The organism is Pseudomonas sp. MWU13-2862, assembly GCF_023242495.1.
Lineage (GTDB): Bacteria > Pseudomonadota > Gammaproteobacteria > Pseudomonadales > Pseudomonadaceae > Aquipseudomonas > Aquipseudomonas gingeri_D.
The window spans coordinates 357063-380424 of sequence record NZ_JALMEZ010000006.1 but is presented as its reverse complement, the minus strand read 5'-3'; the positions used below and the strand labels follow the sequence as shown (position 1 = coordinate 380424).

General features: G+C 62.8%; 18 protein-coding genes. 5 read left to right on the top strand and 13 right to left on the bottom strand.

The genetic code is table 11. The annotated features are described in order from the left end of the window. Positions 1-5 precede the first annotated feature (5 nt). Genes M5C56_RS14060 through bcsQ form a run of 5 tightly spaced genes read right to left on the bottom strand, consistent with a single transcriptional unit; the run spans position 6 to position 10708 of the window. Positions 6-3902 (bottom strand): cellulose synthase subunit BcsC-related outer membrane protein, encoded by a 3897-nt coding sequence (locus M5C56_RS14060; protein WP_103494576.1) that lies wholly within the window; start codon positions 3900-3902, stop codon positions 6-8. Further along, entirely contained in the window at positions 3884-5065 is a 1182-nt protein-coding gene (bcsZ, locus tag M5C56_RS14055) for a cellulose synthase complex periplasmic endoglucanase BcsZ (protein ID WP_103494575.1), read from the bottom strand. Before bcsZ ends, M5C56_RS14060 begins: the two co-directional genes overlap by 19 nt. Continuing rightward, positions 5062-7368 (bottom strand): cellulose biosynthesis cyclic di-GMP-binding regulatory protein BcsB, encoded by a 2307-nt coding sequence (bcsB, locus tag M5C56_RS14050; protein ID WP_103494574.1) that lies wholly within the window; start codon positions 7366-7368, stop codon positions 5062-5064. Before bcsB ends, bcsZ begins: the two co-directional genes overlap by 4 nt. Then, positions 7365-9626 (bottom strand): UDP-forming cellulose synthase catalytic subunit, encoded by a 2262-nt coding sequence (gene bcsA / locus M5C56_RS14045; protein ID WP_103494573.1) that lies wholly within the window; start codon positions 9624-9626, stop codon positions 7365-7367. Before bcsA ends, bcsB begins: the two co-directional genes overlap by 4 nt. Then, entirely contained in the window at positions 9623-10708 is a 1086-nt protein-coding gene (gene bcsQ / locus M5C56_RS14040; protein ID WP_103494572.1) for a cellulose biosynthesis protein BcsQ, read from the bottom strand. The genes bcsA and bcsQ overlap by 4 nt, the downstream gene beginning before the upstream one ends. Before the next feature lie 357 nt (positions 10709-11065). On the opposite strand from bcsQ, the gene M5C56_RS14035 reads away from it, so the two are divergent. Continuing rightward, positions 11066-11770 carry a hypothetical protein gene (locus M5C56_RS14035; protein WP_103494571.1) on the top strand — a complete coding sequence of 235 codons (705 nt, stop codon included), beginning with the start codon at positions 11066-11068 and terminating at the stop codon, positions 11768-11770. 201 nt (positions 11771-11971) lie between these two features. Here M5C56_RS14035 and M5C56_RS14030 read toward each other — a convergent pair whose 3' ends face one another. From M5C56_RS14030 to M5C56_RS14020, 3 genes are all read right to left on the bottom strand, one after another. Further along, entirely contained in the window at positions 11972-12265 is a 294-nt protein-coding gene (locus tag M5C56_RS14030) for an addiction module antidote protein (protein ID WP_103494570.1), read from the bottom strand. A gap of 2 nt (positions 12266-12267) precedes the next feature. Continuing rightward, entirely contained in the window at positions 12268-12561 is a 294-nt protein-coding gene (locus M5C56_RS14025) for a type II toxin-antitoxin system RelE/ParE family toxin (protein WP_103494608.1), read from the bottom strand. 213 nt (positions 12562-12774) lie between these two features. Further along, on the bottom strand, positions 12775-13869 hold the full coding sequence (locus M5C56_RS14020; protein ID WP_247263163.1) for a hypothetical protein: 1095 nt from the start codon (positions 13867-13869) through the stop codon (positions 12775-12777). 168 nt (positions 13870-14037) lie between these two features. Here M5C56_RS14020 and M5C56_RS14015 point away from each other — a divergent pair, with 168 nt between their 5' ends. After that, positions 14038-15051: a sensor domain-containing diguanylate cyclase gene (locus M5C56_RS14015; protein ID WP_103494568.1), complete on the top strand. Its 1014-nt coding sequence runs from the start codon at positions 14038-14040 to the stop codon at positions 15049-15051. A 190-nt stretch (positions 15052-15241) separates the two neighbouring features. On the opposite strand, the gene M5C56_RS14010 is transcribed toward M5C56_RS14015, so the two are convergent. Further along, the gene (locus M5C56_RS14010) at positions 15242-16477 is read right to left on the bottom strand and encodes an acetylornithine transaminase (protein WP_103494567.1); all 1236 of its coding nucleotides are present in this window, start codon (positions 16475-16477) and stop codon (positions 15242-15244) included. A gap of 101 nt (positions 16478-16578) precedes the next feature. On the opposite strand from M5C56_RS14010, the gene M5C56_RS14005 reads away from it, so the two are divergent. Further along, on the top strand, positions 16579-17484 hold the full coding sequence (locus tag M5C56_RS14005) for a LysR family transcriptional regulator (RefSeq protein ID WP_103494566.1): 906 nt from the start codon (positions 16579-16581) through the stop codon (positions 17482-17484). A gap of 143 nt (positions 17485-17627) precedes the next feature. Here M5C56_RS14005 and M5C56_RS14000 read toward each other — a convergent pair whose 3' ends face one another. After that, positions 17628-18452, bottom strand: a complete 825-nt coding sequence (locus M5C56_RS14000) for an alpha/beta hydrolase (protein WP_103494565.1) — start codon at positions 18450-18452, stop codon at positions 17628-17630. 160 nt (positions 18453-18612) lie between these two features. Here M5C56_RS14000 and M5C56_RS13995 point away from each other — a divergent pair, with 160 nt between their 5' ends. Then, on the top strand, positions 18613-19434 hold the full coding sequence (locus M5C56_RS13995) for an AraC family transcriptional regulator (RefSeq protein WP_103494564.1): 822 nt from the start codon (positions 18613-18615) through the stop codon (positions 19432-19434). Between the two features lie 155 nt (positions 19435-19589). Beyond that, positions 19590-20174 (top strand): DedA family protein, encoded by a 585-nt coding sequence (locus tag M5C56_RS13990; RefSeq protein WP_103494563.1) that lies wholly within the window; start codon positions 19590-19592, stop codon positions 20172-20174. 7 nt (positions 20175-20181) lie between these two features. Here M5C56_RS13990 and M5C56_RS13985 read toward each other — a convergent pair whose 3' ends face one another. The 3 genes from M5C56_RS13985 to M5C56_RS13975 form a co-directional block, all read right to left on the bottom strand. Continuing rightward, positions 20182-21807 carry a methyl-accepting chemotaxis protein gene (locus M5C56_RS13985; RefSeq protein WP_103494562.1) on the bottom strand — a complete coding sequence of 542 codons (1626 nt, stop codon included), beginning with the start codon at positions 21805-21807 and terminating at the stop codon, positions 20182-20184. A gap of 132 nt (positions 21808-21939) precedes the next feature. Then, entirely contained in the window at positions 21940-22245 is a 306-nt protein-coding gene (locus M5C56_RS13980) for a DUF4124 domain-containing protein (RefSeq protein ID WP_103494561.1), read from the bottom strand. Between the two features lie 262 nt (positions 22246-22507). Further along, complete coding sequence (locus tag M5C56_RS13975; RefSeq protein ID WP_103494560.1) at positions 22508-23194, bottom strand: hypothetical protein; 687 nt, start codon at positions 23192-23194, stop codon at positions 22508-22510. Between the last annotated feature and the right edge of the window lie 168 nt (positions 23195-23362).

Here is a 23362-nt window from a genome sequence, read left to right as displayed (position 1 = left end):
TTGCATCAATTCGAATAGGGGGAGCCGAAAGGACTGACCGGCAGGGCCATCGGCCCGGTCATGTTCTCGAAGGTGTAGCGCAGGTACACACCGCCGCTGAGCTGTCGGTAATCGCTGGCGTTGTCCACGCCCAGCGTGCCACCGAGGAAGAAGCGCGAACCGAACTTGTATTCGCCCGCCGCATTGAGGCTGTATCCGACGCCGGTCTTGCTCTCGCTGCCATAACCGGTCAGCCCGGCAGCGGTGGCCCGTGGTTGCAGATCGCTGTTGCCGGGGAAGACCTCGGCGCTGTCCTGGCCGATATGCTGGACGCCCACCGAACCCTTGACCCGGTAGGTGAAGTTCTCGGTGCGTTGCGACCAGCTGATCGGTACGCCCAGGGCGAAGAAGGTCTGCGGGCTGAAGTAGCCGCCATGGCCCACGGTGAAGAAGTCCTGGTTGTTGGCATAGGTCAGCGCCGAACCACTCAGGCCCAAGGTGAGGATGCTGTCGGGGGCATTGCGCAGGTACCAGTAGATACCGCTGCCCAGTTCGAAGCGGTTGTTCGACTCGACGTTGTTACCCAGCAGTACATGTCCCGAACCATAGCCGTAGGCGCCGAATTTCTGGTCGTCGTAGCTCAGTTCGCCGCGCACGCCGTTGGCCGTGACGCCGCCCCACTTGTCGCCGGTGCGCGGATCGCGAGAACCGGCAAAGGAGGTCACGCTGTCGGTGACCGCCCGCCGCGAAACACTCACGCCGTAGCGGTAATCGGAATTGCTGTCGAACGGCCGATTAAGGCTGACACCACCAATCGGCGTGCTGTAGATAAAGCCCACGGGACTGACACCGAGATCCGCCTTGAGGCCTTGCTCCTTGTCCCGATAGGCCACGGCCACGCCGACACCGCTGGCGGTCTGCGAACCGACCGGGTCGAGGCCGCTGGCACCGAAGCGCGCCTGGGCGGAATTGCCCGGGCTGCCTGAAGACAGCGACACCGGAGTGATCTGCAACGCCATGCTGGCGCTGTTATCGCCCACCGGCACGCTGACTTCGAAGGGGGCCTCGACATCCGTCAGCTTGCTCAGGCCCTTTTCGCCGTTGTTGCTGCGCACGGTCAGGCCCTGGACGGCATAGCCGGTACGGTCTTCAACGATCTCGTTCAAGGCCTGTTGCGCCGGGCTCAGCGTCGGGCGCGAAGTACTTTCGCGGGCGTAGGGATCACCGAACGGATCAACCGAATTTGCCGCGATACCGGTCCCGCGTCCGACCGCCGTCGGCACCGTGTCACCGTCACGGGCGCCCAAACCTGAACCCAGGCCCACGACAGAGGCATTGATCGGCGGCGGAACCAGGTTCGACGACGCCAGGGCCGTCGCCTCCCGGCGTTGACCGGGCAAACCGACAAAGGGGTTGGCCGACTGCGTCGCGGCTTGCGGAGCCGCTGCCACATAGATCTCCTGGCGCTGGCTGTCTTCGATTTCGATGGCCTTGCGCAGCAGCTTGCCGGCCTCACCGGTCTTGCCCATGCCGCGATAGATTCGCGCCGACGCGGTCAGGGTCTGGGGTACCCCGGGCTCCAGTTCAAGGGCCTTTTTCACCGACTGTTCGGCCAGGTCGAAGTCGCGTCCTTGCAGGGCGACATCGGCCAGGCCCAGCTGCAATTTGGCATTGCCCGGGTCGGCCTTGATCAGCGGTTCATAGAGTTCCCGGGCCTTTTGCGTATTGCCGCTGGCTGCATACATCCGTGCCAGAGACGACACCGCCTGGCTGTCATTGGGACGCTGCTTGAGGGCTGGCGAGAGCATGTCGAAAGCCGCCACCAGGTCGTTCTTTTCCCGCAACTCATCGGCCTGCTTGATCCGGTAGAGGAACAACAGGTCTTCATAACGCTTGCTGGCGGTCTCGCTCATCGGCTTGCCCTGCAAGTCCCGCAGGATCTCGCTGGCCTGGGCGTCCTGATCGGCCTTGAGCAGCACACCGGCATAGAGCAATTGCAGGTCGGGGGTCGATGGTGAGTGATCGAGCACTTGGCGCATCAGGTTGACCGCCTGCTGTGGATTGCCGGCTTCGGCATAGGCCGATGCCAGCACCGCGACACGCTCGGGTTTCTGCCCGGCCAGGGGCTCACAGCGCGACAGCAGTGCCCAGGACTCCTGGCGCTGACCACGGCGGGCCACGTCCACCGCCAATTCGGTCTGGATATGCAGGCGGATGTCCAACTCCATATCGTTCATGTCGCTGCTGCGCTTGGCCGCTGGAATCCGCGACAAGGTGCGCTGGGCCTTGGTCCACTCACCCAGCTCGGCCGAGAGCAAGGTGCTGGTGTAGAGCGCGTCGGGCTGATCGGGTTGCTGCTTGAGCAGTTCGTCGATCAGGTCCCGGGCGACCTGGGTCTGGCCGTCGCGCAGATAGACGCGGGCCAGGGCAAAGCGGGTCCAGGGATTCTTCGGGTCGTCGGCCAGGGCTTCCTTGTAGGCCTTTTGCGCCGCTGCCAGATCACCGCGACGTTCAGCCAACTTGGCCACCTGGATCGCGCGCAGAGAGCGGATTTTCACCGTAGGCGCCAGGCGTGCCTGGTCCGCCGCCGACAGCCCGTCGATCAGGCGCAACGCCTCATCGGACTTGCCCGCCCGCGACAGCACGTTGATCAATCCGGCGAGGGCTTCCGGGTAGTTCGCCGTGCGCGCCAGCACTTGCCGGTAGCCGGCTTCGGCGGCATCCAGCTGCCCCGCCTGGGACTGCCAGTTGGCCAGGGCCGTGGGGCCGGCCGGCTCGGCGGGGTTCTTGGCGATCGCCTGGTCGATCAGTGCCCGGGCCTGGCTCTGCCGGCCAGCGCGCTGGGCATCGCCGGCCTGGTCCAGCAGGATCCAGTAGCGTACGTCCTCGAGGGCCGCGTTCCACTGCGCGCCACCCGGCAGGCGGGTGGCTTGTATCAGGTAGCTTTCGGCCTCGCCCAGACGCTTCTGTTGCTGGCGCACGATACCCATGCCGCCAAGGGCATCGTAATCATTGGGACGTTCCTTGAGACGGGCCTGCAAGGCCTGCTCGGCACCCGCGATATCGCCGGCATCGATGGCCTTGAGACCACGGGCCACCTGCGGGTCGCGCTGCCAGCCGGAACCACCACGGCCCTGGGCGATGCCCTTGTCCATCAGCGCACGGATCTCGGCATCGTCCGGGTGTGCCTGCAGATACTGCTGGAACAACGACACCTGGTCGCGTGAGGGCGGCCCCAGCCACTGCAAGGCGAAACGCCAGGTTTCATCGGCATTGCCGCCGATATCCGGGTTGTGCGACAGCCGCGCCAGGGCACGGATGCCTTCCGGGCGGCTGTCGGAGTTACGCGCCAGGTGCAAGGCCAGGAACAAGTCGAGGATCGCATCGTCGGGACGTTCCCGGCGCAACCGCTCCAGCCCCACGCGGGCCTCGGGCCAGCCACCGGTGGAGAAGCCCAGGGTGTTGTAGTACTCACGGGCGATCAAGCCTTGCGGCTGATGGCCATCGAGCAACTGCCGGTACACCGCCACCGCCTTGTCGCGCTCATCGGCGTCGCTCAGTTCGCGGGCCTTTTCCAGCAGTTGCTGCTTGTCGCCCGGGCTCAGCGCAATATCCTGCTCCAACTGCAAGGCCAGGCGTGGCAACGGCTTGATCGCCTGCAACCGCGCCAGGTACTGGCGGGCACCGTCCAGGCGTTTCTGTTGCAGGTCGATCAGGCCCAGGCCATAGAGCGCGTCAGGCTGCTCGGGGGACAGGTTCAACAACTTGCTCCAGGCCTCCGCGGCCCGATCGGGATGCTCCTTGGCCTGCCAGTAGTAGCCCTGCTGGATCAGCAGCGACTGCGGGTTGCCGGTCTCGGCGGCCAGGCCGGGCATGGCCGCCAGCGCGGCGCACACCGCCAGGGCTAGGGTTTGCTGGCGCATGGAGCCTCCCAGGACACTTTCAAGGTACCGTCCTTGTTGAACTGATAACGTTTTTCACTCCAACCCAGTGAGAACAGGCTCAGCATCACATGGTAATACTGGTGCTGGCTGTAGGCCGGATCGGCCGGATTGCTGTAGTGCGCGATGGCTTCGTCGACGATGCGCTGCTGCTGGTCGGCCAGCAACGGCAGGCCCTTGGCCCGCAGATACGGCACCAGGGACGCGGAGAAACCGTAAGGGCCGATGCCCTCGGTAACGCCGGTGACCACCTGGACCTTTTCCGGCGGCACGCCGGTGGAGGCGACGGACTGGGCCATGCCGTCGAGATTGTCGAGGATCGGCTTGGCCAGCGGGTCGGCAGGCGAGGTCAGGCCGGCCCACAGGTAGGTGCGGATGGCGTCGTAGCTGCCCTGGGCCGAGGTAAATTTATCGACCACGAACATGCCCTTGTTGACGTCCGTGCCGCGATAACCGACCCAGTCGGGCACAAAGCCGAAACGGTTCATGTTCTTGTCGGCAATCATCTTCGCGGTGCTTTCGGCGATGTCCTTCCAGGCACCGGACGGGCTCTCCTGGCTGAAGCGTCGCAGCAACGGGATCGGTGTATAGCTGGCGTTGAAGCGCCAGAGCTGGTCCGGATGCTCATAGCCGACCGGGCCCGGCAAGAGCATCTTGCCCAGGCCCGGAATGTTGCGCACCAGGGTCTTGTCCAGGTTGTTCAGAATCCGCTGGGCGTCCGTACGGTACTCGGGCTTGTGCCACAGACGGTCGGCCTCCAGCAGCGAGTACGCGATCCAGAGATCGGCATCGCTGGCGGAGTTGGTGTCGATCACACCCCAGGTGCCAGTGGGCGTTGGGCCCCACAGCCAGCCGGGCAGGTTCTGCGCGATATTGGCCCCGGCCATATTGTCGCGGGTCCAATGCCAGAGCTCCTCGAAGGTCAGCGGATCGTTGCCGACCAGGGCGAAGAACATCCCATAGGCCTGGCCTTCGGAACTGCTCTGGTTGGGGTCCATGCTCGAGCCGAGCATGCGCCCGTCCTTCTGCACGAAACGCTCGGCGTAGTTTTTCCACAAAGGCCAGTTCTGCAACGAGCAGGATTCGGCCCGCGCGACCAGCGGCACCAGCAACGCCAGGGACAGCAAGGTTCGACGCCAGATCATGACAGACGCTTCTTCGCACGGGCACGCAGGGCGAGATACAGCAGGCTGGCTACCAGCAACAGGCCCAGCACGGTCACCAGCAGCATCCACTGCATGTTCTGCGACAGCAGCCATTGCACGCGCTTGAACAGGTTCAGCTCACCGACGTAATACTGCTCGTCGGCCACCAGCGAAGTGATCTCCTTGCCCTGCACCACCGCCAGGCTGCCCTGGAGACTGTCCTTGTAGGCGTCGCCACCGATCATCGCGGCCGTGGCCTCGGCCAAGCCTTCAGGCTTGCCGCTGGCAATCACCACCACGCTGCGACCAGGCTTGAGCGGCGACTCGAAACCGGCCAGGTAGGTACTGCTCTGGGGACCGCTGTAGCTCACGGTCAAGGTCGGTTTGCGCTGGTTGGCCGCAGGGTCCGGGCTGATCCACTGGCGCACGCGCAAGGTCAGGTCGGACAGCGAGAAGCGATGGTTGTCGCCCGAGACACCGGCCGGCAAACGGTCGATCCACTGCTTGAGCAAAGGCTGGTTGTCGCCCGAAGCCAGCACCAGCAGGTCCTTGTCACTGACCGACTGCACCTGCGCGGCATCCACCACCTGCACGGCCGTGGCCGGGTAGCCGGTGGAGTCGCCGAAGCGACCGAGCACGGTCAGGTAGGCGCCCCACTCCGCCGGCCCGCTGCCGTCGGGCAGCACCACGGCGCTCTGGGAAAGGTCGGCCAGGCGGGTGAACGGGAAGCCGCTGTCGTTGAACACGCCCAGGTTCGGCAAGGCGATGTAGTGGTTGTAGCCCGTCAGGTCGAGGGTCGAATCCGGGTCGATCAGCCCACGCATGTTGTCGATGATGATGTCGCGGCATTCGCCCTGCTTGATGTAGTCGAACATGAAGCGCAACTGCAATTGCGACTGCGCGCCGGCGGAACCCAGGGGGATGCGGACGACGGATTCGCGGGGCAGGCTTTCATCTTTCTGCAGCAGTGTCAGCAGGCTTTCAGCACCGCCCAGGCTCTTCATCGAAGGCAGGGGCATCGACTTCATGAAGGTGTTGTTCAGGCTCACCAGCAAGGAGGAATTGCTCGATTCCTGCTGCGGGGTGTAGCGGTATTTCAAGTCCAGCCGGACGCCCTCTTCACGCCAGTTGAACATGTCCGGCGGCAAGCGCAGCGGTATGCCGATGGGCCCCGGGTTGTAGCCGGACACGCTGAACAGCTTCGGATCGAGCAGCTCGCCGAGCTTGACCGGACGATCGGACGGCAGCCAGTTGGGCGCATCATAGGGTTTGCGCGGGCTCAGCGAATCAAGATGCTCGATCAGTACGCTGTTGCCCTCCAGCGCTTTGCTGCCCAGGGCCACGGCCGAGGCCGCGAGCTTGAGTTCGGCGCCGTCGCGACCGGCGACGATCAGGAGCTTGGCATGGGGGTCGCCGGGATGGGTCACGAGGGTGACCGTCGGGCCCTTCGGCGCGGGAATCGCCAGCCCACCCAGTTGCACGGCGTCCTTGCTCTCGACCAGGACAATGGCGTTGCCCTTGTCCGGCAGTTGCCCGACGTTGCTGGTGAAACTGGCACCGCGATAAGCCGCCAGGGCACCCAGCCACGACGACAGCGCACCGGCGCCTTCGAGGGCGGCGTGATCCGGCGCCTTGGCAAACACGAACGGCAGGTTCAAGGGCTGCGAGTCGCGACGATCGAAAAACGGCAGCGGCAGGATCGACAGGTCGTCCTTGAGCGGGATCGGCGACACGTTGAGCTCAAGCTCTGAACTGTTGTTGATCTTGGCCCACAGGCTGCTGTGCTGTGGGTCTTCGCACTGCATGGTGTAGTGCCCGATAAATTGCAGGCGCAGGCGGTTGAACTCGGTGATCAGGTGCGCCGGGATATTCACCACCTGCTCTTGCGGCTTGCCGGCACCGTCCTTGGGCAGCGCCAGGCTGGCGGCCACCTCATCGTTGACCAGCACGTTGATCTGCGACAGGTCGGCCAGCAACGCTGGCGAGTAGCTGTAGCGCAGCAGCAGTTGCGCACTGTTGACCACCTCGTCGGCGCGGACGTTGAAGCTGACGCTGTCGGCCGCTTCCACGCCCTGCAGGTTCATGGTGTCCAGGCGTCCCAACTGCTTGAGGGTCAGGCTGTGGCTGTAACTCCCGGCCGGCGGCTGCGGCGCGACATTCGTCGGCACCACCGGCGGCGTCGCGACGGTCTCGGCCCAGGCGTTATGGACCAGCCCCCCCAGGCACAGTGCGGACGAAGCCAGGAGCATCAGCGGACGACGAGTGCAACGCAGGGCGCCGCGGGTCAACGGTGTAGGGGTCATGACTTATCCATAAGAGGTACGAGCGGGTTCAAAGGGGCGTTTTTTCTGGCCGGTACGGCTGGGCGAACAGACGTCGGCTGATCGGCCGGGCGTCGGCGCGTCGGCAGCAACAGCGCCTTGACCAGCGTGCCGAGGCCGATCAGGCCAATGGCACTGACCTCGCGCAGGGCCGACAGCGGTGTATCGAGTTTGCCGTTGCCCCAACTGGTGGCCCAGGTGTCGGCACGGGAGAAGGTCATGCGCACCAGTTCGCTTTGCTGGCGCAGGGTCAACGGATCGAACAGCGCGCCGAGGTACTGGCCCTTGCTGAACACCACCGTGGTGTCGAACTCACAGGTCGTGGCGTTGCGAAACAGTGTCACCCGCACCCGCTCACCGGCCGTGACCGTAGTGCCCGCCGGCAACTTGATGCCGAGCCCGCGCTGAGAGAAGTCCTGGGTGATGCCATACACCGGGGTGCCGTCGGGCAGTTCGACCTTGACCGGCAACTCGGCGCTGACCCGCGGCTCGGCGCGGATCTGCCGCGACTCACTGGCCACCGCCACCGCGGCGCTGGTGATGATCAGGTTGTAGAGGGTCCAGAGGGCGTTGATCAGCACCGTGATCGCGGTGGCGGGATCGCCCCAGATCCATTGGTGGACGGCAAAACCCAGCCCGGTGAGGTTCAGCACCAGCAGGACGATATAGGGCCGGGCCAGCTTCCAGTCGAAGAACTGCTGGTCGATGATCCCGCCCTTGTCGGTGACGTTGAAACCGCCAAAGCCGGGTTTTATCAGCGCCATCAGTACTGGCGGCATGATGTACCAGGCCAGCACCGTCTCGTAGACCTCGTTCCAGAACGAATGGCGGAAGCGCCCCTGGATACAGGAGTTGGTCAGGTTCGAGTGGAACAGGTGCGGCAGCACATAGGCGGTGATCATCAGCGCCGAGGCGTGGAAGATCTGCGCACCGAAGATCAGGTACGCCAGGGGCGCGGTGAGGAACACCAGGCGCGGCAAACCGTAGAAGAAGTGCAGCATGGCATTGGCGTAGCAGACCCGCTGGCCGAGCTTGAGGCCCTTGCCCATCAACGGGTTGTCCAGGCGGAAGATCTGCGCCATGCCCCGGGCCCAGCGGATGCGCTGGCTGATATGTCGCGACAGGCTTTCGGTGGCCAGGCCCGCGGCCTGGGGAATCGCCAGGTAGGCGGTGTTGTAACCGGCGCGGTTGAGCTTGAGGGCGGTATGGGCGTCCTCGGTGACGGTTTCGATCGCCACGCCACCGATTTCTTCCAATGGCTGGCGCCGCAGGATGGCGCAGGAGCCGCAGAAAAAGGTGGCGTTCCACAGGTCGTTGCCATCCTGCACCAGGCCGTAGAACAACTCGCCTTCGTTGGGTACGGCGCGGAAGGTCTTGAGGTTCTTCTCGAACGGGTCCGGGGAGAAGAAAAAGTGCGGCGTCTGCAACATCGCAAGCTGTGGGTCCTTGAGGAACCAGCCCATGCCGATCTGCAGGAAGGAACGGGTCGGCACATGGTCGGCGTCGAACATGGCGATGTACTCGCCGTCGGTGACCTTGAGAGCGGCATTGAGGTTGCCGGCCTTGGCGTGGGCATTGTCATCACGGGTGATGTAGTTGACGCCGATGCTCTGGCAGAACCGTCGGAACTCGTCGCGACGACCATCGTCGAGCACATGCACCCGCAGTTTTTCCTTGGGCCAATCCATCGCCTGGGCGGCGAAGATGCTCAGTTTCACGATGCTCAGGGCTTCGTTGTAGGTGGGGATGAACACATCCACCGTCGGCCATTCGCTGGGGTCGCCGGTGAGCAGTACCGGGCGGCGACGCAGGGGCCAGGCGGTCTGCACATAACCGAAGACCAGCACCACCAGGGCATAGATTTCCGCCAGCACCAGGCCATAGCCAAAGGCGATGTCCAGCCAGCCTTCGAAACCGAGGGTCTCGGTCAGGCGCCAGTACATGTAGCGCAACGAGGCGACCAGAGAGAGCACGATCAGCAGCAGGATCGGCCAGCGCCCCGGCATGCGCTTGACCAGCAAGGCCAGGCCGAAGCACAGCGCGGCAAACAGGCATTGGCTGTACAGGTCCAGCGGTGCGCTGACGATGCTGATCAGTAACAGCCCGCCAATCAGCGAAATGCCCGCGATCAGCGCCTTGCGCAGCGCCCCCGGCCATTGGTTGAAACGCTCCAGCCAGGCGTTGAGACGCAGTTCAGAGCGCCCCGGGAGATGGGGCGTGAGGTTGGGATCGCGGGTCATGACAAAGAGGACTCTTGCGTACCGTACATGAGCAGTTCGCACAGCGAACCTGAGAGGTCGAGGACGTCCTGGCAGCCTCGGGTGCTTGGGGTATGCGCCAGCGGATTACGGTCGTACGCCAAGGCTTCGCTGATGAAATGATCCTGGCGGATCACCCCCAACAGCTGCTGTCCTGTTCTTTTTTTCAGCACTTCGCAGAGGTCGAGGCTGAACTGGCGGGACGTGTCCAACTGGTTGATCACAACTTTGTATTGCGCGGGATTTTCCCGTTGCAGGTAGGGAGCGAGCAGCCGGTCCAATTGATTGAGGCTGGTGTAGGCGGCCGCATCGGCCAGGGTCACCCCAAGCACCACATCAGCGATCTCCAGCGCCTGGGCCAGGTAGACCGTTGCCCCGGGCGGGGTGTCGATCAACAGCGTGTCCTGCTCATCCAGGTCAAGCTGCGCCAGGTGACGGGCCAGCCACAAACGATCGTTTTCCAGGCGCTGTTCCAGGCTCCGACGCTGCGGCTCGCCGACCACGCCGTAGGCCAGGCAACGGCTACCGGAAAAGCCCTTGCGGATCAGCGGCTGCCAATCTTCGTCGGCACTCTCGGACTGGGCAATGCCTGGCCAGTCTTCGTTGCCGCCCAAGTGCAGGCACAAGGCGTTTTGCGGGTCCAGATCGAGCGCGAGCGTGCGCCCGCCCGAACGTTTGATCCCACAGGCCAGGACGGCGGCCAGGGTGCTCTTGCCCACCCCACCCTTGGCCGACACCAGGACAATGACCTTGGCCTTGAGCTTTGGCGCACCCTGTCCAACAGGCTGCGCAGTAGACACGCCGCCGCGCTGTTGTTCGATTTCCACCAGCAGCCGGCTCAGCGGCGTGGAGCCGACGAGCGCCATGGAGGACGACGGGAAAACATCCAAGGGTTCAGTGGGCGGAGGGTCGAGGTTGACAGTCAGCGACTCCTGCATCGGGACTTCGGATACGACAGGCGCCGTGTCTTCGATGTAGTCGTAGCTGGGCTCGATCTCCCGGTAGCTCTCGACACTCCCCCCGAATCGATTGAACAGATTCGCAATGTCATCTGAACGGTGCATGTAGGTGTCCCTTCGTACAATTAGGTTCAACTCAAAAATGTAAGGGGACAAGCACTCGACTAGCTCTACATTCCATTGCCCGTTATTCCCGGATTGCTCCCTCCCCACGCAGTATCAATTTGATAGCGCCATTATTTTGTTGTCCAATAGATTTTCATCAAATAAAAATTGCCTATCGCCAATAAATTGGCGAGCAAAGCCAACCACCTCATTTCACTGGTAAATTTCCTTCTTCCAAGACCGCTGACCGGTTGAGCCGTGACATTGGCGCGTGGGTCCAATAGATTAGGCGCCCTGAAATGCCCCGGCCTTTCGAGCCTCACCCCAGTTAAATGACACTGAAATAGCGAAATTTCGATGCCTGATTCCCATACCGATGAAGCCGTAACCTCCTTGTCCGCCAAGGGCGAATACGAAAACGCCATCCATCTTTCCCAGCATGTGCCCCAGGCCAAGAACATCAGCGAGATGGTTCTCGACGCCTTCCACAGCTCGAAAGAGAGCGACCAGATTCGCGAACTGCGCTTGGCGATCCGCCAGGCCCACGACCGTTTCGACGACGACAAAGCCTACGAACTCATGGGCCAGCTCAAGCAACTCAAGGACGCCGAGGCGGCCGACATCGCGGCCCTGGAAGACCTGAGCACGAAATTCCCGATCAGCCGGATTCTCTCCAGCTACAAGGACGATGCGGCGTTCCAGGAACTGGTCTATGGCTTGGCGCTCAAGGTGCTGAACCAGACTCACCAGGCCCTGAGCAACCCCAGCGCCGGCAAGGGCAAGGCCGCACGCGTCAAGAAAGAGGCGCCGGTCTTTGTCATCAGCAAGGACGACACCAGCGTCAACTTCCCGCTGCGCACACCGCGCAGCAAGGCCAATGCCGACCGCGAAGCATTCGAATTCCTCGGCTTTGCCTTTGCCGGCCACGGCGACCTGGCCGAGTTGCTGAGCGAAACCTTTGTCGACAACGAAGGCAACGAACAGCCGGCCACCCGTCAGAACATCGTCACGGCGATTCAGCAGCAGACGGCGTTTGCCGGGTATAGCGTCGTACAGCAATGACGATCCGCCGCTGAGTGGGAGCGGCGGCGAATGAAAAGAGGCAGGTGCGTTTCGAGGTCAGTCGCGGTGAGGGCTGGCCTGGGGATGGGCCTGCCTTTTTTGATTCGAATGCGGGAAACCTGCTGGAAGGTTTCTTGGATAACGACCGTAAAAATGACCTCACGCAGCAGCGAGAGACATTCTGATCATGGAGGGTCGAAGCTAAACCAAGGCTCGCGCATGAGCATTCAAATCTATTCCTAAAGCATGCATGACCCTGAGCACCGTCTCGAAACGTGGTTTCGAACCAGGCGCAAAAGTCTTGTAGAGGCTTTCCCGCCCGAGACCCGAGTCCTTGGCTATTTGCGCCATTCCCCTCGCTTTGGCCACATATCCAATCGCGCGAAGAAATTCATCGCTATCTCTATCGGCCAATACCTGGGACAGGTACTCACTGATAGCCTCGTCGCTATCCAGCAACGCAGCCATGTCAAATGCGATGAGAGCTTGGCTCATATTCAAACCTCCTGTGACAGTTTCTTTGCTCGTCGGATGTCGGCAACCTGTGAAGACTTGTCACCCCCAGCCAGCAGGATGACCAGCACACCGTTGCGTACCGTGAAATACACACGATAGCCCGCACCGACATCTACTCGTAGCTCGGATACGCCCTCACCCACCGACTTCACATCACCCCAATTACCTGCGGCGACGCGATCAATGCGGCGAGCAATTGCCACCTTGGCGCGCAAATCACGTACGGATGAATGCCAGTGCGAAAAACTCTGCGTTTGCTGAACAACGTAATTCAAAATCATCAAGTATCCATCTGGATACTAGCAGAAACGCCCGCACTCGCCAACAAGCACCGGGAAAGCGTTATCCACCAGCGCTTTATCAGACCTGATCGCTGCACGTGCAACGACAGAGCGACATTAGCTTTCCCTTGAAACGCAGTAAGTCCGTCGCAGCCGCAATAGGATGTAAGAAGAGGAATCGCCACTAGGCGGCTTGCATGCTTCGATCTAAATGCCTACACAGTCCCTGGCGGGTATCTGACGAAATCCAGCCATTCTCGCCGTGAAATCCTTATCCTTCGGCTTCAGCGCCAATGTCTGCTTCTCAGCCGCGATCGCCCCGGCAAAGTCACCGCTCCTGGCCCGCACACAGGCCAGGGTGTCCAGCGTATTGGCATCGGGTTGCAGCGCCATCGCCCGTTGCGCGGCGGTGAGAGCTTCAGCCTGGAACGCTGCACCCTTGAAGATTTCAGTGCTCGCAATAAGCCAGGCCAGGTTGTTCTGGCCTTTGGGCGAGTGCGGATAAAGCCGGGTTCCGCTACGGTAATCCGCCAGGGCTTTTTCGAGCACCCCTTTCTTCTGCCAGAACTCGCCGCGCAGCAGCGTGGCATACCCCAGCACCTCGTCGCGGGACAAGGTACGGCCCTGCCAGGCCGGCAACTTCTCGGGCCTCCTACATTGCGCGCGGCCGTTGGTGTCCCAGTCCATCGAATGACCATGGCCGGATGTCCAGCGCAGGTAATTGTGGCTCTCGCCACCGGGCAGGCGGATTTCCACCATGTGCATGGGCAGGGACAAGGACTCCGCCACCGACAGATAGAGAAACGCACTGGTGTCGCAGTCGGCAATATGCCGACCGCCCTCCGGCAATGCTCGCGAAACCAGCGCGTCACCCAAGGTGTCGGTCGGGACGTAGAGTTCAAAGCCATTGGCGAGCAAGGTCGCACCCAAGGTCGTGAAGGTACGCGTCGCCTGTTTCTGCCAGTCGGCATCGGCCGGCAAGCGGGATGCCAGTGAGCCGCGGGCCTGGTCGATCAGTGAGTCCAGCAGACGGAAGCTGTCGTCAGGTACGAAACAGGCCGCGGACTCGATCATCAGGACGTCGTAACCCAACCCCCGGTAGCGCGGCGAGTAGGACCTGGCCACAGGCTCCGGGCATTGCCTCGGCGCAACCGCCGGGCCAGGGCTGGCAATGGGTTGAGCATAAAGATGCTCATCACCGCAGACCGGCAACTGCGCAGACGGGCTCAAATCCGCCGCCCCAGCCCGCAGGCAGGCCAGCCCCAGGAAAATCATCGCCCGCGCCTTCACTGCCCTGCCCATGCCTATGCGGATCTCCCCCATTGCGCCAAACACCTCGAAAACCCCGAGAGCCAGGGCTCTACATCTATATTTCCCACAACAAACGGTACAGTATTACTGTGCCATAGACCATTGCGTCCCCGCTTTTGGCCTGAGACACCGAAATCAATGCCAAAGGAGTGAGCAGCGATGGTCGAACCATCCAAAAGCGGACCCTGGAACAGCCAACTCGGCGATATCAACGAAGACGTCGTGCACGCGATCCTTGAACTGGTCAGCGATGGCGTCTGGGACTGGAATGCCAATACCGGCCTGGTCTACCGCAGCCCCGGCTGGTACGAAATGCTCGGCTACTCCCCCAATAGCCTGCCGAACAGCGTCTTCACCTGGGAAAACGTGATTCATCCCGACGACTACCCACAGGTGATGGCGCATTTCGACGACCATCTGAATGAACGCACCCTGGGTTATCACGCCGAGTACCGCTGCCGCACCCGCAGCGGCGACTATATCCTGGTCGAAGACCGCGGCTATGTGATCGCCCGCAACCCCGACGGTTCGGTCGCCCGGATGATCGGCGCCCACCGTAGTCTCGAAGACCAACGGCGCCTGCTCGAACAACTGGAGGCCCGCACCCACTCCTTCGAGGCCATCGTCGCCGAGCGGACTGCCGAGCTGTCACGGGTCAATCGCCAGTTGCAGGCCCAGCTCGAGGAAAACCGCCGCCTGGCCGAGAGCGATTCGCTGACCGGGGTCGCCAATCGCTATTGCCTGGAGAAGATCCTGTCCCGGGAGTGCCAGCGCGCCGGGCGCTTTCGCCAGGCGCTGTCGCTGATTGCGATGGATATCGATGACTTCAAGCTCATCAATGACCGCCACGGGCATCAAGGCGGAGACAGGGTGCTGGTCGAGGTCGCGCAAACACTCCAGGGCTGCCTGCGCGACACTGATCTGCTGGCGCGCTGGGGCGGTGACGAATTCATGCTGGTCCTGCCGGACAGCCCCCTCTCCACCGCCATGAACCTGGCACAGCGAATGCGCGAGCGCCTGCTGCAACGCAACCCCTTGGGCCTGAACTCACTGACAATTAGTTTTGGGGTGGTGGAACGTCACGCCGACGAGCCCATGGACGAACTGATGGGCCGGGCCGACCAGGCCCTGTATCGCGCCAAGGGTGCCGGCAAGAATGTGATTTCCAATTGAGACCGCACTGGCCTTGGCCGACGCCAGGCATCGCCGGTTTTTCCCGCGACGCACAAAAAACCCCGCCGAAGCGGGGTTTTCTTTTGACCATTCCAACGTCCTGTCGGCTGCCGTCCTGGCGATGGTCGATCTTCCCTGATCCTGTGCACATCCTTGCGCAGCAGTGATGGATCCAGAATAGGGCAGCCGCTCAAACGCTCATAGAGGCGATTGCGGGCGCGGCGTGTAAGCCTTTCGCTATTGCCGTGGTTTTTTCCCACTGCAATACGCCACACAGCCCTTTCACTATCATCTCGACTTCCTGCTTGTCGATCACCAGCGGCGGCAGCAGGCGAATGGTCTTGCCCCGTGTCACGTTGATCAACAAGCCCTGGTCCCGGGCCGCGATCAGCGCCAGGTCACGTACCGGCTGGTGCAGTTCGACACCGATCATCAGGCCTTGCCCACGTATCGCCAGGACCTGCGGACAACCGCTCAGTTCGGCCCGTAGCCGTGCCAGCAAATGCTCCCCTTGCTGCCGGGCATTCTCCACCAACCCCTGCTCCTCGATGATATCGAGCACGGTGCAGCCGGCCCGACAAGCCAGCGGGTTACCGCCAAAGGTGCTGCCGTGGCTGCCCGGGGTGAACAATTCGGCGGCCTTGCCCCGTGCCAGGCAGGCGCCGATGGGAATGCCATTGCCCAAGCCTTTGGCCAGGGTCATCACGTCCGGAACGATGCCTTCGTGCTGGAAGGCAAACCACTGGCCGGTGCGGCCGATGCCGGTCTGGATCTCGTCGAGCATCAGCAACCAGGAGCGCCGCTTGCACAGGTCGCGGACGGCCTTCAGGTAGCCTGGCGGCGGCAGTTGCACGCCGCTTTCGCCCTGGATCGGCTCCATCAGCACCGCGCAGATCCGCTGGCCGTGGCTGCGGGCAATGCTGTGCAACAGCGCCAGGTCGCCATATGGCACCTTGATGAAGTCCCCCGGCAGGTCATGGAAGCCCAGGCGCACCGCCGGACCGTCGCTGGCGGACAAGGTGCCCAGGGTACGGCCGTGGAAGGCATTCTCCATGACCACCACCAGGGGTTTCTCGATCCCTTTGTGCCAGGCATGCAGTCGCGCCAGCTTCAGCGCCGTTTCATTGGCCTCGGCGCCGGAGTTGTTGAAGAACACCCGGTCCATGCCCGACAGCCGCGTCAAACGCTCGGCCAGCCGTTGCTGCCAGTCAATGCTGTAGAGGTTGGAGGTGTGCAGCAGCAGGCCGGCTTGCTCGCAGATAGCGCTCACCAGCCGCGGGTGGGAATGCCCGATATTGGTCACCGCCACGCCGGCCACCGCATCCAGGTACTCACGGCCTTCGCGATCCCACAGGCGGGTGCCCAGCCCTTTGACGAACCCCAGGTCCAGTGGTTGATAGGTGGTCATCAGGCTAGCGGCGGTCATGGCATCGAGCTCCAGGCATGGGGTGGTGCTGGCAGTATCGTTAGCCACCTGAGCTGGATAAACTGCGTTGTGCTTCAATCATTTTAAAGCTGAGATTGATAATGGATCTTTTCCAGGCAATGCGGGTGTACGTGACCGTGGTGGAGAGCGGCAGCATGACCGCGGCCGCCCTGGAATGCGGTATTTCCACCACCATGGTCGGCAATCACCTGCGCTCACTGGAGCAACGGCTCGGGGTCAGCCTGCTTAACCGTACGACTCGTCGTCAGCGCCTGACCGAGTTCGGCTCGACCTACTATCAGCGCTGTCTTGAGGTGCTGGGGCTGGTGGCGGACTCCGAGCGCCTGGCCGAACAGGCCCAGGGCGAGCCCAGCGGTATCCTGCGGATCACCGCGCCGCTGACCTTCGGCTCCGAACGCCTGGCACCGGCCCTGAGTGAGTTCGTGCTGCGGTATCCCCGGATCAAGCTGGACGTAATGCTCAGCAACCAGCGCGAAGACCTGATCGACAGCGGCTTTGATGCGGCGATCCGCCTGGGTGCACCCGACCCCTCGGCGCTGATTGCCCGGCCCCTGGAAAACTATGCGCTGACCGTCTGTGCGTCGCCGTCGTACCTGAAACGGCGCGGGACACCGATCATCCCCCAGGACCTGGAACATCACGACTGCCTGGCCTTCGCCTACCCGGCGGGCGACGACTGGCGGACGGTGGAAAAACAGTGGAGCCTGAGCGGCCCGGAGGGGGAAATCCTGGTACCGGTGAGCGGCCCGATGACCATCAACAGTTCTTCGGCGTTGTACCAGGCGGCGCTCTCCGGAATGGGTGTCGTGATGCTGCCGGATGCGTTGCTGCGCGATGATCTGCGCGAAGGCCGACTGGTTCCGCTGCTGGGGACATACAAGCTGCCCAGCCGGCCGATGAACCTGCTTTACGCGCAAGACCGCTACCGACTGCCCAAGCTGCGCAGCTTCGTGGAGTTCGCACTGGAGAAGTGGGGCAAGCCCTAGCGGCCGAGTACACATCCTGTGGGAGCGGAGCTTGCCCGCGAAGCTTTTGGCGGTCTCAAGGGCCCCTTCGCGGGCAAGCTCCGCTCCCACAGAATCCCTGATCGGCTTTCAAACCTCACTGTGCCTGTCTGGATGCTCGTGGTTTATTTGGCGATAGCCTTGGCCGCATCTTCAATGATCGCCGCGACCTTGTCCGGATGGGACACCATCACCACATGGGACGCGCCCTTGATATCCACCGTCTCCCTGGAGCCCGCGCGATCAGCCATGAACTTCAGGGCCGCTTCGGGAATGTTCTTGTCCGCCGAACCGTAGATAAACCAGGACGGCAGGGTTTTCCAGGCCGGATCACCCGAGCCTTCCTTCAACGCGGCCTCGGCGACCGGGCGCTGGGTCGCGGCCATCAGCGCGGCATCCTTGGGGGCGACATCGGCGGCGAACTGCGCGGCGAATTTATCCTGCTGGATAAACAGGTCCACCGTGCCATCTTTCAACGGCACCGGCGGCGCCAGGGTCGGGCCCAGGGTGCTGCCCGGAAAACGGCCGGAGAGTTCGATCGCGGTCTCGCCTTTTTCCGGGGCGAAGGCGGCAACATAGACCAATGCCTTGACGTTGGAACGGCCATGGACCGCGTTGGAAATCACCGAGCCACCGTAGGAATGCCCAACCAGGATCACTGGACCTGGTGTATGTTCGACGATGTCAGCCACATAGTCCGAATCGCTTTTCACGCTGAGCAGCGGGTTGGCGACGGCGATCACCGGATACCCCTTGGCCTGCAGACGGGCAATCACCCCATTCCAGCTGGAAGACTCGGCAAAGGCGCCGTGCACCAGCACCACCGTGGCTTTCTGGCCCGGCTGCGCGGCAGCGGCGGCCGAACCCGCCCAGCCCATCGACAAGGCTCCAGCCGCGATGGCGACGGCGGCGAACAGTTTGGAGACGGCAGAAAAACGGAACATTTGCATTGGTATTCCCTCTCGCATGAAATGGCTGACCCACCGGAAGCGGCGGCGTCCAGGTCGCTGAACGTGGGGCCATGATGGGCAAAACAGCTTTACGAATGGCGCCTTCCTGTCGATGATATGCGCCAGATCGTCTAATTCCAGCGTTAACGAGAGGGAAAGAATGGATCGCCTGTCGACCTTGCTCACGCACTTCGGCATCGCCGCCGACACCTTCCACAGTGGCCTCCTGCGAGGCAATGCCGAGGTCGATGGCCTGGAACCCCGCGGGCACGTGCACCTGCTGAAAAGTGGCCGGGTCAACCTCGAGAGCGGCGGCAAGCTGCTGCGCATCGAAGAACCGAGCCTGATCCTGATCCCCCGCCCCCTTCCCCATCGCCTGGTTGCCAGCAAGGCCGACGCCGCCGAACTGGTCTGCGCGGCGCTGCGTTTCGATGGCGGTATCGACAATCCGCTGTCCGTGGCCTTGTCCGACACCATCGTGATGCCGCTCGCCGCGGTGCCCATGCTCGAGGGCAATCTCGAGTGGCTGTTCGCTGAGGCCTTCGCCGAACACTGTGGCCGCGAAGCAGTGATGAACCGCCTGTTCGAACTGATGGTGATCCAGTTCCTGCGGCACATGATGGCCTACCACAGCATGACCACCGGGATGATGTCGGGCCTGGCGGACCTGCGCCTGGCTCGGGCCATGACCATGATGCACAACCATCCCGAGCGACCCTGGACCGTGGCCGACCTGGCGCAGGAGTCGAATATGTCCCGGGCCAGTTTCGCCGCGCATTTTCACAAAGTGGTCGGCCAGACTCCGGCAGACTATGTGCTCAGCTGGCGTGTCAGCCTGGCCCAGAAGCGTTTACGCGAGGGTCGGCCGATTGCCCTGATTGCCGATGAGGTCGGTTATGAAAGCCCATCGGCCCTGGCGCGGGCCTTTCGCCGCAAGATCGGTGAAAGTCCGCGGGAGTGGTTGGCGCGACAGTCAGCCTGAATCAGAACAGGCACAAACTCGGCTATTGTTGAGCCGGGCACCCCAGGGCACTTTCGCCTGGCCAATCGATCAGACCCAAGAACACCGTCGCCTGCCTGCTGCCTCGTGCATCGGCAACAGCGCCCATGGACCGATACAAGGATCAGTACACCGTTATGTTCGAACACATCGACTTCAACTACCTGCTCGCCACCTACGGCTATTGGGCCATCTTCATCGGCTGCCTGCTGGAAGGGGAAACCATCCTGATCCTCGGCGGGGTGGCGGCGCACCAGCAGGTCCTGCACCTGCCGCTGGTGATCTTCTGGGCCAGCCTCGGCGGGATGCTCGGCGACCAGGCGCTGTTCTGGACCGGACGTTATTTCGGCGCCCGCCTGCTACCCCGCCTGCATCGCCAGCAGGCCGCCATAGAACGGGTGACGGGACTCATTCAACGCCACCCGCTGACCTCGATCTTTGCGGTGCGCTTCCTCTATGGCATGCGCCTGGTGGGTCCGCTGGTGATCGGTGCCAGCCGGCTATCACCGCTGCGCTTCAGCCTGATGAACCTGCTCGGAGCCGTGGTCTGGGCCATGCTCTTTGCCACGGCCGGTTATTGGGCAGGCGGCTTCCTCGAAAGCCTGCTGGGCAATCTCAAACCCTATCGCCTGCGCATCGTGATCGGCGTAGTGGTCATCGTTGCCGGGATCGCCCTGATCCGCCATCTGCGGGCCAAGGCGCGGGAGCGTCAGAAAGCCTGAGCCAGGCTCAGACCCGGAAGCGCCCGACCAGTCCCTGCAACGAAGTTGCCAGCCGCGACAACTCATGGCTGGCGGCGCTGGTCTGGTCGGCCCCGGTCGCCGAGCGGATCGACAGGTCGCGGATGTTCACCAGGTTACGGTCGACTTCCCGGGCCACCTGGGCCTGTTCTTCCGCCGCGCTGGCGATCACCAGGTTGCGCTCGTGGATTTCATGCACCGAGGCGGTGATGGTCACCAGCGCTTCGCCGGCTCGTTCGGCCAGGGCCAACGTACTGGCTGCACGGGCGGTGCTGGTGTGCATCGACTCCAGGGCCAGGGTCGAACCGCTGCGCATACCGGAAACCATCTGTTCGATCTCCTGGGTCGACTGCTGGGTGCGATGGGCCAGGGCACGCACCTCATCGGCCACCACCGCAAAGCCGCGCCCGCTCTCACCGGCACGGGCCGCCTCGATGGCGGCGTTCAGTGCCAGCAGATTGGTCTGCTCGGCAATGGCGCGAATCACTTCCAGCACCTTGCCGATGCCCTGGGACTGATCGGCCAGCGAACGTACCAGCTCCCCGGTGCGCTCGACGTCCCCGGACAGCGCACTGATGGCGCCGAGAGTTTCACTCACCCGCTCCTGGCCGAGCCGCGCCGATTCGCTGGATTTGCGGGTGGCGTCCGAGGTGGACACGGCATTGCGCGCCACCTCTTCCACCGCCGTGGTCATTTCGTTGACCGCCGTGGCCGCCTGTTCAATTTCATGGTTCTGCTGTTGCAGGCCCTCCGTGCTGCCCCGGGTGACCGTATTCAGTTCGTCCGCCGCGGTGGTCAGCGAGGTCGCCGAACCGCTGATGCCTTGCAAAGTGTCACGCAAGGTTTGCTGCATGGTGGCCAGGGCTTCGAGCAGGTGACTGACTTCATCGTCACCGTGGCTTTCGATACGCTGGGTCAGGTCGCCCCGCGCCACATTCTGCGCCGCGCTCAGGGCCTGCCCCAGGGGTTTGACGATACTGCGCGTGAGCAACGTCGCCAGGCCCACGGTGGCCAGGGCCGCCAGGACAACAAACAGGATCACGATCATCCGCGAGTTGCTGTAGTGCTCCTCGGACTTCTGGCTCTCGGCCGCCACCTGTTTGGTAAAGAGGTCGGCCAGGTCGGTCAGTTGCTTGCCGGAACCGTCCACCACGGTCTTCATGTCCACCAGCAGCAGCTTGATCAGTTCGTCGCGCCGGCCCTGCTCGGCCAGGGTGAAGGATTGGGCGATACCGGCACGGTACGCGGCGAAGGTTGTCTTGAACTGGTCATACAACACCCGGGCCTCGGGGCTGGTGACCAGTTTGTCGTAGGCGACGATCCGCTCGCTCAATTCCTTGTCGCGCACGTCCATCTGGCCGCGGTACACCGCGATGTTCTTCGGGTCCTGGTCGAGGGCCATGCGCAGGGAGATGGTGCGGATGCGCAACATGATCTCGCGGATCTCGTCACCGCCACGAATACTCGGCAGCCATTGGGTTTCAACCGCTACCTCGCCTTCGCGGATGTTCGACATCTGGCCCAGGGCGAACACCCCCAGCAAAGCCACCAGCACCGCGATCAAGGCAAAACCCAGCGCCGCGCGAGGCGCGATATTCAGTTGACGAAGAAACATGACGACCGCCTTTTTTGTTATGGCTTCGGGTCAGCGACCCCTGCCCTTAGCTTCAGAGTTGGCAGGCTATCGGCACGTCGTACGACAACTTGAAATAATTGCCGAACCCTTTCACTCGTGCACTGGCTTGTCTCAGGGAGCTTTCTGTCCGGGGCCGGGGACGATATTGACCTTGTAGATAATGCGCGTGTGGTAGCCCGCCTGCAGGATTTTCGTGGCGCGCTGATTGATGGCGTCGGCCTTGGCCTCATCGGCCGAGACACTGTGCAGTTGCGTGCGCTGGGTGCGGGCTTGCCAGCTGGATACGCCCTGGTCCGGCGCGCAGGGCTGCGCGGCGAAACTGACCTTACCGTCCTGGCTGACACACTTGTAGGCATCGGCGCTGAAGGCCGAGCAGGAGGCGCCAAGGAGGAGAACGAAGACCAGGCATCTGCCCATGGATGTGCATCCCTGTACGCGTTGGCTGTCCACAGATAAAAGAAAACCCGCCGAAGCGGGTTTTCTTCAAAGCATTCCGACATCCCGTCGGCGGCCTCCATGGCCTGGTTCGATCATCCCTGATCCTGCACACATCCTTGCGTAGCAGCGATGGGTGTAGATTAACCCCGGCCATGAACGGTCAACAGAGGAGATCAGTGCCACGGCATGTAAGCCTTTCGCCATACATGGATCCAATCTTCACCGCCACGAGCAGCATCGCTCATGGCGCCAGGACAGGCATGCTTGCGCGGTCATGGCTGGCATCAGTCGTTTCATCGAGCAGCACATCGGCCTCCACAACCCCCAGTTGCAGGAGGATTGCCTCCCACTTCGAATGATCCTCGGCGGCAAACCCGTGGAGGGCCTTGGGCAGAATCCGCGCAAAGAACAAGTGTTTCTCGGTATCCAGCCCCAGGTACATCACCTTGGCCACTTCAGCAAGCATCTGGCTCCGGGTGTGCTCGCCACGGCCGGGCGACGCCGCCCCGCGACGATTGCGCGGCTGAGGCCCCGGGTCATCGACGAGCAGCTCCAGATGAGTATTCACGCGGATGTGGGCCACGAGCGCAAAGGTGATCGTGGCCAGATCGCGTTGCCAGCCATGGTGGAGCTCGGCGCAGAGCCCCTGCAGGCGCAGATAGGTCGCGGACAGCGGTAGCTCCAGGTCTTTCCAATCCTCGCTGGCCAGGCAACGGCAGACAGTATCCAGCGCAGCGTCGACGTTTTCGACCGCGAGGGAAAGCGCCCAGGCGTTACCCGCCACGAGGTCATCCCCGGGCTGGACCTTCTCCACCAGAAAGATCAGCGAGGCCTGATACAGCGTCCGGCACAGCTCGCGCAGTTTCTGGATATCGCCTGCACGCTTGCCCGCGTAGCCGGCCACCATCACACAGGGTTGCGCGTTCATATCAGACTCCCGGCGGGCTCAGTCATGCAGCGGTACCTCGGATGTTCGATTGGGCAGTTTCAACACGTAGGGAGAACCTCTTCAATCAGCACGGCATGCAGGAGAACAATGGCGTCTTGATACTAGCGAGCGGATGTCTTCTTGATCAGGGCAAGTTCGACTAGAATC